Origin of the sequence: Actinoallomurus purpureus, assembly GCF_024055795.1 — a bacterium.
In the GTDB taxonomy this organism is placed as follows: domain Bacteria; phylum Actinomycetota; class Actinomycetes; order Streptosporangiales; family Streptosporangiaceae; genus Actinoallomurus; species Actinoallomurus purpureus.
Genome location: NZ_JAMXMY010000009.1, coordinates 311,883 through 323,194, shown reverse-complemented (window position 1 = coordinate 323,194; position 11,312 = coordinate 311,883). Strand labels below are relative to the sequence as shown.

Annotated in this window: 15 protein-coding genes; 11 read left to right on the top strand and 4 right to left on the bottom strand. The window is 67.8% G+C overall.

Annotated elements, in window-relative coordinates; all coding sequences use genetic code 11:
* The 3 genes from NE236_RS19200 to NE236_RS19190 form a co-directional block, all read left to right on the top strand.
* A partial coding sequence (locus NE236_RS19200) for a discoidin domain-containing protein (protein ID WP_252843391.1) occupies positions 1 to 804 on the top strand: 804 nt, incomplete at its 5' end.
* A 235-nt stretch (positions 805 to 1,039) separates the two neighbouring features.
* Positions 1,040 to 1,420 carry a DUF4143 domain-containing protein gene (locus NE236_RS19195; protein WP_504915083.1) on the top strand — a complete coding sequence of 127 codons (381 nt, stop codon included), beginning with the start codon at positions 1,040 to 1,042 and terminating at the stop codon, positions 1,418 to 1,420.
* 328 nt (positions 1,421 to 1,748) lie between these two features.
* Positions 1,749 to 2,480 (top strand): chitinase, encoded by a 732-nt coding sequence (locus tag NE236_RS19190; protein WP_252843390.1) that lies wholly within the window; start codon positions 1,749 to 1,751, stop codon positions 2,478 to 2,480.
* Between the two features lie 118 nt (positions 2,481 to 2,598).
* Here NE236_RS19190 and NE236_RS19185 read toward each other — a convergent pair whose 3' ends face one another.
* Positions 2,599 to 3,060, bottom strand: a complete 462-nt coding sequence (locus NE236_RS19185) for a hypothetical protein (RefSeq protein WP_252843389.1) — start codon at positions 3,058 to 3,060, stop codon at positions 2,599 to 2,601.
* Between the two features lie 520 nt (positions 3,061 to 3,580).
* Between NE236_RS19185 and NE236_RS19180 the strand changes: the two genes are divergently transcribed.
* A complete protein-coding gene (locus NE236_RS19180; RefSeq protein WP_252843388.1) occupies positions 3,581 to 4,180 on the top strand; it encodes a helix-turn-helix domain-containing protein in 600 nt (199 codons plus the stop codon).
* Between the two features lie 48 nt (positions 4,181 to 4,228).
* On the opposite strand, the gene NE236_RS19175 is transcribed toward NE236_RS19180, so the two are convergent.
* Positions 4,229 to 5,413: a methyltransferase domain-containing protein gene (locus tag NE236_RS19175; RefSeq protein ID WP_252843387.1), complete on the bottom strand. Its 1,185-nt coding sequence runs from the start codon at positions 5,411 to 5,413 to the stop codon at positions 4,229 to 4,231.
* Between the two features lie 231 nt (positions 5,414 to 5,644).
* On the bottom strand, positions 5,645 to 6,784 hold the full coding sequence (locus tag NE236_RS19170) for a helix-turn-helix domain-containing protein (protein WP_252843386.1): 1,140 nt from the start codon (positions 6,782 to 6,784) through the stop codon (positions 5,645 to 5,647).
* Between the two features lie 126 nt (positions 6,785 to 6,910).
* On the opposite strand from NE236_RS19170, the gene NE236_RS19165 reads away from it, so the two are divergent.
* Together NE236_RS19165 and NE236_RS19160 are read left to right on the top strand one after the other, a co-directional pair.
* Positions 6,911 to 7,285 carry a hypothetical protein gene (locus NE236_RS19165; RefSeq protein WP_252843385.1) on the top strand — a complete coding sequence of 125 codons (375 nt, stop codon included), beginning with the start codon at positions 6,911 to 6,913 and terminating at the stop codon, positions 7,283 to 7,285.
* 3 nt (positions 7,286 to 7,288) lie between these two features.
* A complete protein-coding gene (locus tag NE236_RS19160; protein WP_252843384.1) occupies positions 7,289 to 7,654 on the top strand; it encodes a hypothetical protein in 366 nt (121 codons plus the stop codon).
* Here the strand turns inward: NE236_RS19160 and NE236_RS19155 are convergent.
* Positions 7,606 to 8,304 carry a class I SAM-dependent methyltransferase gene (locus NE236_RS19155; protein WP_252843383.1) on the bottom strand — a complete coding sequence of 233 codons (699 nt, stop codon included), beginning with the start codon at positions 8,302 to 8,304 and terminating at the stop codon, positions 7,606 to 7,608. The genes NE236_RS19160 and NE236_RS19155 overlap by 49 nt on opposite strands.
* Before the next feature lie 139 nt (positions 8,305 to 8,443).
* Between NE236_RS19155 and NE236_RS19150 the strand changes: the two genes are divergently transcribed.
* The 5 genes from NE236_RS19150 to NE236_RS19130 all read left to right on the top strand — a co-directional run bounded on the left by NE236_RS19150 (position 8,444) and on the right by NE236_RS19130 (position 11,249).
* Positions 8,444 to 8,899, top strand: coding sequence for a nuclear transport factor 2 family protein (locus NE236_RS19150; RefSeq protein WP_252843382.1), 456 nt, complete (start codon positions 8,444 to 8,446; stop codon positions 8,897 to 8,899).
* Between the two features lie 147 nt (positions 8,900 to 9,046).
* Positions 9,047 to 9,691, top strand: a complete 645-nt coding sequence (locus tag NE236_RS19145; RefSeq protein ID WP_252843381.1) for a hypothetical protein — start codon at positions 9,047 to 9,049, stop codon at positions 9,689 to 9,691.
* A 2-nt stretch (positions 9,692 to 9,693) separates the two neighbouring features.
* A complete protein-coding gene (locus NE236_RS19140) occupies positions 9,694 to 10,284 on the top strand; it encodes a TetR/AcrR family transcriptional regulator (protein ID WP_252843380.1) in 591 nt (196 codons plus the stop codon).
* Between the two features lie 90 nt (positions 10,285 to 10,374).
* Entirely contained in the window at positions 10,375 to 10,836 is a 462-nt protein-coding gene (locus NE236_RS19135) for a helix-turn-helix transcriptional regulator (RefSeq protein WP_252843379.1), read from the top strand.
* A gap of 5 nt (positions 10,837 to 10,841) precedes the next feature.
* On the top strand, positions 10,842 to 11,249 hold the full coding sequence (locus tag NE236_RS19130) for a VOC family protein (RefSeq protein ID WP_252843378.1): 408 nt from the start codon (positions 10,842 to 10,844) through the stop codon (positions 11,247 to 11,249).
* The last annotated feature ends 63 nt before the right edge of the window (positions 11,250 to 11,312 follow it).

The window sequence follows — 11,312 nt, the reverse complement described above, 5'->3', positions numbered from 1 at the left end:
GTGCCGTGGCACTCCGAGCTGTTGTTCTTCGAGGAGCCGAAGGGCGGCGTCTTCTGCCCGCCCGGCAACACCTACGCCGCCTCCCAGGGCCAGACCATCTCCCCGTCCGGCTGGTTCTGGCACCCCTCGACGCCGTCGAACCTGCTGACGACCGAGCAGATCGTCGACGGCCACCTGAAGGTCCTCGAACCCCGGTACGCGACCTTCATCCTCAACTGCCCGCCCAACACCGACGGCCTCCTCGACGACACCGTCGTCACGACGCTGCGGGAGGTCGGGAAGCGCTGGCGGCCGGACCTCTCCCGCGCCCCGCTGCCCGCCCAGCCGGACGTCCTGCGCCACCCGGTCACCCCCGTGTCGGCCACCGCGACCAGCGGCGACGCCGCCAAGGCGATCGACGGCCACAGCGACTACGGTTGGAACGGCCAGGCCGACCAGACCCTGTGGACGTCATCGGGCCCGCTCCCGCAGTCGGTCACCCTCGACCTGGGACGCCGCTATGCCGGCCTCGACACGTTCACCTACCTGCCCCGCCAGGACACGGTGACGGCGTACTCGTTCGACGAGTTCGTCACCACCGGGAACATCACGGCCTACCGCGTCTCGGTCAGCGTCGACGGGACGACCTTCAAGGAGGTCGCGAAGGGCACCTGGGCCGCCGACCACACCCTGAAGCGCGCCCGCTTCCGCCCGGCGACGGCCCGGTACATCCGACTGGAGGCGCTGTCCTCCGCCGGTGGCTCCCCCGCCATCGCCGGCCAGCTCGACTGCGGCGGCACCGACCGCAGGCCCCGCCCGGCCTGAGGCGTCGCTGGTCGACGGGCCGTCCCCGCCTCCGAACGCGGCGGTCGGGACGGCCCGTTCTTTCGGCAGAGGCGAGAAGGCGTGAGGTGCGGAGCTCGCGCGCTCTTCTTCGGCCTGCAGAAGAGCAGTAGGTGTTGTCGCATGAGAGCGGTACTGCAGAGCGCATGAAACAGGTACTGGGGAGTGCATGAAACAGGTACTCACCTCTGCATGAGATCGGATCGACGCGGCACTGGTGGATGCGGTCGTAGGTGCGGACACGGACAGCGTGCTTCGGGACCCCGATCTGCTTGGTCGGCTTATCGACACTTTCGTGGCCGAACAACTCCGCGCCGAACTGCCCGTCAGCGATCATCAGCCCCGCATGCACCATTTGCGCCAGGAAGGGGGGCGGCGCGAAATCGACATCCTCATCGAGCTCGCAGGGCATCGAATCATCGGGATCGAGGTCAAGGCATCCACAGGACCCAACCGCGACTCGGGGCGGCACCTCGCCTGGCTACGGGATGAGCTGGGGGACCGCTTCGTCCGTGGATTGGTGCTGCATACGGGAAGGCACGTCTACGAGCTCGGCGACCGCATAACCGCCGCGCCGATCTGCACCCTCTGGGCATGAACATTTCGCGTACGACGCGGGCGAGCGAACCCTCGCGGGCAGCGGCCGGGGACGGCCCCCTCCTACCGAGGGGGGCGGGGACGGCCTGGTGGCTTACCCGTGATCGCAGTCCTACGCGAAAACCACGCCACGTCTTCGTCATGGGTCTCCCCCTCCCGGCGCGGAACCGCATGCGCGAACGGATGGGAGCAATACCGTCCTACATCTACGCCGGAGGGTGTTCAGGATCGGGCTTTCATCGTCCCCGATCTCGCTACGCCGCAGGAGGCCGACGGTTCGGACCGGGCGCTTACTCCGATCTGGTCATGCTGCGCGAGGAGCAAGAGAAATGTCCGTACGTGGTGTCGTACTTCCCGCGGCCTCGGCTGCGATCGCGGGCACGCTGTCCCTGATCACACCGGGGACCGCCACAGCGGTCGGCCGCGCCGAAACCCGCGCGGCCGCGTTCGTGGTAGGCGAGTCCCAGTTCAACGCGATGTTCCCCGGCCGCAACCCCTTTTACTCGTACAAGGGCCTGACCGACGCGTTGACCGCGTACCCGGGCTTCGCCAGGACCGGGAGTGAGGTGACCAGGAAGCGCGAGGCGGCGGCCTTCCTCGCCAACGTCGGCCACGAGACCGGTGGCCTGAAGTACGTCGTCGAGCAGAACACCGGCAACTACGGCCATTACTGCGACAGGACGCAGCCGTACGGCTGCCCGGCGGGCGAGAGGGCGTACTACGGGCGCGGCCCGCTGCAGTTGAGCTGGAACTTCAACTACAAGGCCGCCGGTGACGCGCTGCGCATCGACCTGCTGCACGACCCGTACCGGGTGGAGAGGGATCCTGCGGTCTCATGGCGGACCGGCCTGTGGTTCTGGAACACCCAGAAGGGCGCCGGCACCATGACCGCGCACGACGCGATGGTGCGGAACCGGGGCTTCGGCGAGACGATCCGCAGCATCAACGGCGACCTGGAGTGCAACGGTAAGAACCCCGCCCAGCGCCAGGACCGCATCGACCTCTACAAGAGGTTCGCCGACATCCTCAGCGTCGACCCGGGCGGCAACCTGTCCTGCTGATCACAAGCCGCCCCACGTCCGGGATCACCAGGTGGGACGGCTCGGTACCTTCCGGTGGGGCGTGTGCGTTCAGCCGGTCCGCACCCCACCACCACCGCTCAGGCTCGCCCGTTTCCGATCACGAGAACCAGATCTGCGGGCTGGTGGCCTCCGCCTTGACCTTGCTGGTGTTGATGCCGGAGCCGGTGCTGTGGAGGGTGAGACCCTTCGCCGGCTTCGTAGCAGAGATGATCTTGTTGCCCTTGGTGCAGGAGAAGTGCTTGAGCGTCGAGATCGGGCGTCCCGGCTTGTAGGTCTGGCCCAGGATCTGGCACTTCTTCTGGTTCTTCTTGCTCGGCACCCCTCGCACGTCGAGGTAGGACAAGACCTTGCCCTTGTACTTGCCCTTCTTCTGGTACACGACACAGGCACTGATCTTGAAACCACCGCCGTAGTGGTAGGCGCCACAGCCACCGTCATGGGGCTTGACAGCGGACACCGTGATCGGAGCCGCGTTGTCGGCGAAGGCCGGCGTGGCGAAGGCAAGCCCAGAGGCGAGTGCCGTCGTCGCGAGAACGGTGGCGCCCAGACGCATACGCATGGAGTTCTCCCTTCGGGGGACGCGGATCTCACGTCCCAGCGAGTAGAACTATGCGGGAAGGCCCTCGGCGATCGACAGAGCTTGCGGTCCCGTTCTGATCCATCCGAAATGGGACCCGGGACCCTTGCCTTTCTCAACAGGTCACGGCTCGCCGGCAATGCCACGGGAGACCGGAGGTATTCGGACGGCGGTCGCCACCGGCCATCACGCTCTTGCGCGGCGGTCGGCCGAGCAGCCGCGTTGCATCCAAGGTGACCGGGAGAGGCTCACGACCGAGGTACCTGCTGTCTCACCGGTCGGGCCCCGCGCATCCGATGATCTCCACCGTACGGAACACTCGGAAAAGACGGAAGATCAGTAGCGATTCGTCCGGAAACCGATGGTCTGCCGCGCCTACTGCTCCACAATTACCGAGTGTTCCGTTCGGCCTGAAGCCGACTCCCGCCGTGCGCTCGCCGCGGTCACGTCCACACGGGTGCCATCGACGCAAACTCCGTTGCCGGTCTGGCAACCTGGAGGTATGGACGACAACCTCGACCAGGCGCTCACCGCGGTCGGACCCCGGCTACGAGCGCTCCGCCGGCAGCGCGAGGTCACGCTGGCCGACCTGTCGGCCACGACCGGCATCTCGGTGAGCACCCTGTCCCGCCTGGAGTCCGGTGACCGCCGGCCGACCCTCCAACTCCTGCTCCCCCTGGCCAGGGCCCACGGCGTCACTCTCGACGAACTCGTCGATGCCCCACCCACCGGAGACCCGCGCATCCACCTGCGCCCGATCACCCGCGACGGCATGACCATGCTGCCCCTGACCCGCCGAGCCGGGGGCATCCAGGCGTACAAGCTGGTGATCCCGGGCGGCAGTCCACGGAGAGAGCCCGATCCGAAGACCCATGAGGGCTACGAATGGCTCTATGTGCTCAATGGGCGGCTGCGGATCGTCCTCGGCGACCAGGATCTGGTCCTCTCACCCGGCGAGGCCGCCGAGTTCGACACCCGCGTACCGCACTGGTTCGGCGCCGCCGACCCCGAACCAGTCGAATTCCTCATCCTGTTCGGCGCCCAGGGCGAACGCGCCCACCTCCGCGCCCGCCCCAAGCCGAAAGACCGACCCGACCAATGACGTACGGGTAAGGCCGCAATTTTGGTCCCGACCTCGAGCGAGCCCCGTTCAGGGCGCCGTGAACGAGACGACTCGGTCCGGGGAGTCCAGCCAGGTCCGATGCCCGTCCGGTCCGGCCGTGAGACCGAACCGGGTCTCGCACGGCCGGTCCTCCCGCTCCCACCATCGGCACGCGGACTCGACCGCGTCCCACAGGCTCCTCGGTCCGTCCTGGAGAACGTCGAACTCGGTGCATCCGTCCTGGCAGAAGAACGCGACGGCCCAGGACCGGTCCGTCAGGCCGTACAGCCAAACGGCCGTCGTGCCCTGATCGTCCACGCTGACGGTGTGCGCGATGTCGGGCAGCCGCAGCCCGATGACGAACTCGGCCGCTGAGAGTTCGTCCAACGACAACGTGGTCTCGGACTCGCGGACGGTCGCGGGCCACACGCCGCCCGGCAGGTACTCCTCGTGCGCGGGCCACGTCGCCCGCTGCCGCCGGTCGAGCATGAACTCCACCAGGCGGGTGAACCGCCCATGCGCGGACCCATCGGCGTCGACCCGCAGCCGGGCGACCGCGTTCACGTTGGCGTACCGAGTCCCCCACGGCACCACGATCAGACCACCGGGTCGGGTCTGCTCGATCCACGCCGCCGGAACCCGCCGTACCGCATAGGTGCCCTGCACCCGGTCGTACGGGGCATGGCCCGGCCAACCCCGCCCGCCGTCTCCGGTCACGACCACGGCATCGATCCCGATCGCCTGGACTCGCCGGACAGCGGCCTCGGCGACCTGCGGATCGATCTCGACACCGGTGACGTTTCCCGCACCCGCTCGCCGGGCGAGAAGAGCCGTCGTCCAGCCCGTACCGGCACCCACGTCCAGCACACGATGCCCCGGTCGAACGTCCAGATCGTGCAGCATGACGCCGACGATCGACGGTGTCGACGCGGAGGAGGTCGGCGTCCCGCCCGGATCGCGGCCGTCGTGTGCGCCGTCATCCCACTGGGTGACGATCGCGGCGTCGGCCGCGGCCCATCGCTCCCACGCCTGCGGATCTTCCCGCCCGTCGACGGCGCGGTACGCCCCTGTCTCGAGGTCGAAAGGCCAGATCAAATCCGGAAGGAACAGGTGACGCGGAAGCTCCTCAAGAATTCCGCCCCACTCTGCGGACAGCTCGCCTCGCTCGACAAGCGCACGGAGCCGCTCCGGCGCGACCTCCGCCGCACCGGAGCGTTTACCCTGTTGGGTCATTTTTCGCGCCGTCCACCGCCTTTTGGCAGTGTGTCAGGATTCGGGGGCGGCGGGGGTTTCGGGTTTGGTGGGAAAGGCTTTTCGTGCTTGCCCATCATTTCTCCTCCGTGACGTACGGCCTCACCAAACCGATACCCAGTCTCATAGATCGATAGACGCGGCCTGACGCGGCCTGACGCAGCTCTCCGATAACAGGCGACAGACTGGACACTTTGCCCCGAAATGGGCGACTCAGGCCTTTACGGACGGCTGGACCGCCCGCAGCTGCTCACGCGCGTCCCGTACCTCCGGAACATTCGCCCACCGAGAAGAGCCCGCGATGATCTCGCTCACCTTCTGATCGAAGCGAGATGAGGTGATCAGCGGGCCGATTAGCGCCAAGGCGTGCATCTGGTCCGCCGCCTTGCCCGGATCGGCCGCCCGCACCGCCGCCTCCGCGTTTTCCGCGAGCCACATTCCCCGCAAAAACGGGATACCGCCGAAAAGGCGTACCGCCTCGTCGAGATGGTCACCCGCCTCTTCATGGCGCCCGAACCGACTGAGGGCAATGCCGGAGCTTCCAACGATCATCGCAGTCGTTCCCGGCGAAGAGCCATCGAAATCGTGCGCCACGTCGAGCATGTGACGCGACCTTCGCTCGACTCCATGCGCACTGGTTTTGGCGAGACTGACCCCGAGCCGAACGCTCAGCCGCGCCTTTAGCTCATCCGTGAGCCCCGAGAGGGTGAGACCACGCTGTGCATACATGGCCGCCCGATGGTAATCACCGCGATAAGAGCTGACCTGGCTCATCAACTCCAGCGCGTTGGCCGTGTCGCCGACATGATCCGCCCGTTGCGCCAGGACCAACGCCAGATTTCCAGCGTTCTCGGCCTTGCCGAACAGCCGCGCGTCATGCAGCACGTGGGAGGCCGCACGCGCGAGACCCGCAGCCGCCACCTGAAGGTTTCGATCACGCGTATTGACCGCCTGCCCGATCTTGTTCAGGTGCCGTGAAGCGGCCGCCACCAAGGGAACCCCGCCGATCTCGTAGTGCGTCGCACGGAGTTGCGTCGCGAGAGCGCGCAGATATTCCGGATCTTGATAGGGACTGGCCTTTGCCGACGGCAGGAGCGTGACCGACGCCGCCGCGGCGATGAATGATCTCCGCTTCACGGGATCCTCTTCCTCCCCTATGGGCATTATGCGCAGCTCCCAGCCTACGCGCGCGAGAAGCCGACTCGCCTTCATGATCCCCGTATCACGCCGTTCACGCGAGACCTGAGAGACCCATACCTGAGAAACGCCCAGCTCACGGGCGAGTTCTGTCTGGGAACACCCGCGCCTTTTCATGATCAATTGAAGGGCCTCGGCCAGGCTCCGCGCTTCCACGGCGACAGGTTATAACCGGTCGCGATTACGCACTACACGATTACAGAAGGTGGCCGGAATGATGGGGTGAGTCGAAAAGCAACGAGCGTTCGATCGCCGGAAGCAGCTTGATCGAAAGGCCGGATCATGGAAACAGGAGAGCCGGACGCCGAGACGTCCACGCCAAAAGCCCAACCGGTCAAGGCACGGCTGGACGAACTGGCCGCCGCGCTGGTCGAACTCGGCCTGACCGTACGGGTCGGCACGGGCGCGCTGGTGGCGTGGAATTCGGCGGCGTCACGTACCGACGATCCGGTAGGCAAGGCCATGAATCCCGGCCTGTCGCAATATGTGGCCCTGTGCGAGCACGACGACGATTCGCTCCATTGGTACTGGTGCTGGACCGGCCCGACGCGAGACGCGCCGCTGGAGACGGAGTACATGTGCCCGGCCAGGGAGATCGAGCACGCGGCCCACCTGATCGCGAAAGTCCTCCACGTCGACGACGCCGAAGACCGATGACCCATGGAGATCAGCGGCTTCCATGGTCCGGCGGACGGGTTCCGCGCCCGCCTCCCTCTGCGGCGGGCCGGCGAGGGCACCGCCGAGGCCGACACGCGCATCGACCAAGAGGTGGCCCTTCCACGAGGGGATCCGTCCCGTACCGACTCGGCACCGTGGTTGGCGCGCCTGCGCCGGGAGTTTCCGCACTGGGGATTCCTCCACGACCCGTTCGCGCACGCCTGGATCGCCGTACAGGGCCGCACCCGCATCGAAGTGGCGCGAACCGCCTTCGAACTACACGACCGACTCATATCGATCACTCAGACAGGGCCCCAGTCCTATGCCCGGCTTCCGGCTCCCCAGAAGAAGGGCCCCGAGGTCGGGTGAACCTTGATGCGCCAGCCGATCCGATCGAGCTGCCGTTCGAGGTCGGCGGGCCGGTGCGGCACTTTGACGATCCGGTAGGCGGTTCCGTCGGTGAGCCGGCGTTCAATGGTCGCGGACCGCTCGCCTTCGATGAGTTCGTCAGCGGTGCGGTAACCGTCGTCGACGAAAAACACCCGCCCATCCGGTTTCAGGCAGTCGGCCACGAGGGACCAGAAGGACGCGAACCGTTCGGGCGGAACATGCGACAACCAGAATCCGAAGAAAACAACGTCATAACGGCGGTCCGGCTGCCAGCGGAACAGATCGGCCGTCACGAAACGCACCCGCTCGACACCCACTCGAGCCGAGGCGATGGCGAGCATCTCCGGAGACGCGTCCACGGCGGTGACGTCCACGGCGTGACGGAGCAGTTGGGCGGTCCACGTGCCGGGGCCGCAGGCGAGTTCGAGCACGCTGCCGGTCGGACGGAACGCGTCGAGCGCCTCGGACAGCTCAGAACCTCCGGAAAAGGGCAGAAAGTGTTTCTCGTACTCCGGGGCAACCGCCCGGTAGTAGACGACCTGCTCGTCGAGCAGTTCCTTCGAGCTTTCACCACCAGCCGGCTTCATGCCCCGACTATCACTGAAGCATTGCCAGGCCGCAACGCCCACAAGAGCGACTGCTCTCGGTTCTCACTACGATCGGCAGGTGGCGCGCTGAACGTCCTCACGAACTACTTCGACAAGGCGGTCGAGGTCGACATCGATTTCCCGGTCGTCCCGCCCTGACCACATGAGAGCAGGAACCACGATGAGCCGCCCACCGCTACCTCCTTTCACCGAGGCGACCGCACGGCAGAAGGTGCAGGCCGCCGAGGACGCCTGGAACACCCGGGACCCTGAGCGGCTCGCCGCCGCGTACACAACGGATTCGGTCTGGCGCAACAGGTCGGAGTTCATCACCGGCCACGACGAGATCGTGGCGTTCCTGACCCGCAAGTGGGAGCGCGAGCAGGAGTACGCCCTGCGCAAGAGCCTGTGGGCGTTCACCGACGACCGGATCGCGGTCCGCTTCCAGTACGAGTGGCACGACGCCGCCGGTCAGTGGTGGCGCAGCTACGGCAACGAGAACTGGGAGTTCGACGCGGACGGCTACATGCGCCGCCGTGAGGCGAGCATCAACGACGTCCCGATCACCGCGGATCAGCGACGGATCTTCGGTCCACGCGGCGACGACGAACGAGAGCATGAGATCCCCCTGCAGTAGGCGACCGGGACGGCGCCATCGACGCGGGACCGTCGGCCGACGGGTGCTCGCCAGCGGGCCGACGATCGCGGTGGTGACCCCTTGCGGAGGCTGGTTAATTCAATTAACTTGCGGTTAGTCGCATTAACCAATCCTTGGGAGTCACCAATGGCCGCCTCCGTCGCCGCCCGCCGCCACCACCGCGTCATCACGCTTCCGGCCGTCACCGGAATCGCCTACACGCTGTCCTGGGTCGCCGGACTGTCCATCGGGGCGCCCAGCCCGAAACTCACCGCCTCGGGCAGCGAGATCGTCTCCGCGTTCGCGGGCCACCAAGGCGTCGTGGCGGCCCAGTTCCTTCTCACCGAGGGCCTACCTGCCGCAGGTCTGGGGATCGTCTCGGTCCTCCTGACCAAGGCCGCCTCCCGCGCGGGAGCGGTCACCGCCGCCAGGGTCATCGGGGGCGCCGGGATCATCGCGGCCGTCATCTCGCTCGTGCAGTTCGCGCTCGGCCTCGCGCTGTCCCGGACGACCGCGCCCGGCACCGCGCACCTGCTGTTCCAGGCGGGCGACCGGCTGGACGGCGTCAAGATGCTCGCCCTGGCCGTCGTCGGCGTGGCTGCCGCCGCGTCAGGGGTGCTCCCCCGGTGGCTTCGGTACGCGGGAGCCGCCCTCGCCGTCGCCATCGCGGCCTCCGGCGTCGTCTACCTGTTCCTCCTGCAGAGCCTCGCCCTGCTCGCCGCGCCGGCCCTGATCCTGCTGCTGATCTTCGTCACCGGCACCGGCATCGCGCTCGGACGATACGGTCGGTGACCATGCCCCGCGTTGGACTGACCCCCGACCGCATCGTCGCGGAAGCGGCGACCGTCGCCGACGAGGTGGGCCTGGACCGGCTCACCCTCGCGGCGGTCGCCCAGCGGTGCGGCGTATCACTCCCCGGCCTGTACAAGCACGTCAACGGCCTGGAAGCCGTCAAGCGCGACGTCGCGCTGCTGGCCATCCGCGAGCTCACCGACGTGGTGACCAGGGCGGCCGTCGGACTGACGGGGCGCGAATGCCTGCGCGCCGTCTCGAAGGCCTACCGGAGTTACGCCCTCGCCCACCCGGGCCGCTACGCCGCGAGCGTGCAGGCCCCCACGCCCGGAGACCAGGAGTACACCGCCGTGAGCGACCACGCCGTCGCCGTGGCGGCCGCCGCCCTGGGCGGGTACGGGCTGGAGGGCCCGGACCTGATCCACGCGATCCGCATGTGGCGCACTGTCTGCCACGGCCTCGTCTCGCTCGAGACGGCCGGCGGCTTCGGCCTGCCCGAGTCCCTGGACCTCACCTTCGACCACCTCATCGACGCGCTCGACGCGACGTTCCGCGGCCTGCCGTCCCACAGTCGCCCGGCCGTCTCCAACTGACCCTCCCGGCGGGGCGCGCACGTGTGTCGCGGTTGGTTCCGGGCCGGCGCTCACGCGCCAGCGCCCGACTGCCGGTCCTTGCGATGTGGCATGATTTCGCAGGTGACCAGCAGACCCGCCGAGGCACAGCACCTGAGCGACCTCGCGCGGCTGCGTCGCGTCCGCGACCGGATCGACCGGGAGTACGCGCAGCCGCTGGACGTCGAGGCGCTCGCCCGCGGCGTGCACATGTCGGCCGGGCACCTCAGCCGCCAGTTCCGGCTCGCCTACGGCGAGTCGCCGTACGGCTACCTGATGACCCGGCGCATCGAACGCGCGATGGCGCTGCTGCGCCGGGGCGACCTCAGCGTCACCGAGGCCTGTTTCGCGGTCGGATGCTCGTCGCTGGGCACCTTCAGCACGCGCTTCACCGAGCTGGTCGGTATGCCGCCCAGCGCCTACCGGCGCCAGACGGCGCGCGCGACGGCCGGGATTCCGTCCTGCGTGGCGAAACAGGTGACCAGACCGGTCAGGAATCGAGAAGCACCGGTCACCGAGCCACAACTAGCGTGACCGTCATGGACATCACCATTTACACGACCGCCCTCCCGCACGACGACCCGGAAGCCTCCCTGGCCTTCTACCGCGACATTCTCGGCTTCGAGGTCCGGGGCGACGTCGGAAGCGGCAAGATGCGCTGGATCACGGTCGGCCCCGCCGACCAGCCCGGCACGTCCATCCTCCTGGCGCCGCCGGCCGCCGACCCTGGGGTCACCGACGACGAGCGCCGCACCATCGCCGAGATGATGGCCAAGGGCACCTACGGCTGGATCCTGCTGGCCACCACCGACCTCGACGGCACCTTCGAACGGCTGCAGGCCGGCGCCGAGGTCGTCCAGGAGCCGACCGAGCAGCCGTACGGGGTTCGCGACTGCGCCTTCCGCGACCCCGCGGGCAACATGGTCCGCATCCAGGAGGTGCGCTGAGCCGTCCGGCGATCGCAGGCCTGACTGACAGCCGAGACGAGATCGATCTCAGGTGCGTCTTCA

What these genes read in the sequence shown, in the direction of transcription:
- NE236_RS19165 (WP_252843385.1), top strand. Translation starts at nt 6,911, where the DNA reads ATGGAAACAGGAGAGCCGGACGCCGAGACGTCCACGCCAAAAGCCCAA.
- NE236_RS19175 (WP_252843387.1), bottom strand. Translation starts at nt 5,413, where the DNA reads ATGACCCAACAGGGTAAACGCTCCGGTGCGGCGGAGGTCGCGCCGGAG.
- NE236_RS19150 (WP_252843382.1), top strand. Translation starts at nt 8,444, where the DNA reads ATGAGCCGCCCACCGCTACCTCCTTTCACCGAGGCGACCGCACGGCAG.
- NE236_RS19180 (WP_252843388.1), top strand. Translation starts at nt 3,581, where the DNA reads ATGGACGACAACCTCGACCAGGCGCTCACCGCGGTCGGACCCCGGCTA.
- NE236_RS19185 (WP_252843389.1), bottom strand. Translation starts at nt 3,060, where the DNA reads ATGCGTATGCGTCTGGGCGCCACCGTTCTCGCGACGACGGCACTCGCC.
- NE236_RS19135 (WP_252843379.1), top strand. Translation starts at nt 10,375, where the DNA reads ATGATTTCGCAGGTGACCAGCAGACCCGCCGAGGCACAGCACCTGAGC.
- NE236_RS19190 (WP_252843390.1), top strand. Translation starts at nt 1,749, where the DNA reads ATGTCCGTACGTGGTGTCGTACTTCCCGCGGCCTCGGCTGCGATCGCG.
- NE236_RS19140 (WP_252843380.1), top strand. Translation starts at nt 9,694, where the DNA reads ATGCCCCGCGTTGGACTGACCCCCGACCGCATCGTCGCGGAAGCGGCG.
- NE236_RS19130 (WP_252843378.1), top strand. Translation starts at nt 10,842, where the DNA reads ATGGACATCACCATTTACACGACCGCCCTCCCGCACGACGACCCGGAA.
- NE236_RS19160 (WP_252843384.1), top strand. Translation starts at nt 7,289, where the DNA reads ATGGAGATCAGCGGCTTCCATGGTCCGGCGGACGGGTTCCGCGCCCGC.
- NE236_RS19145 (WP_252843381.1), top strand. Translation starts at nt 9,047, where the DNA reads ATGGCCGCCTCCGTCGCCGCCCGCCGCCACCACCGCGTCATCACGCTT.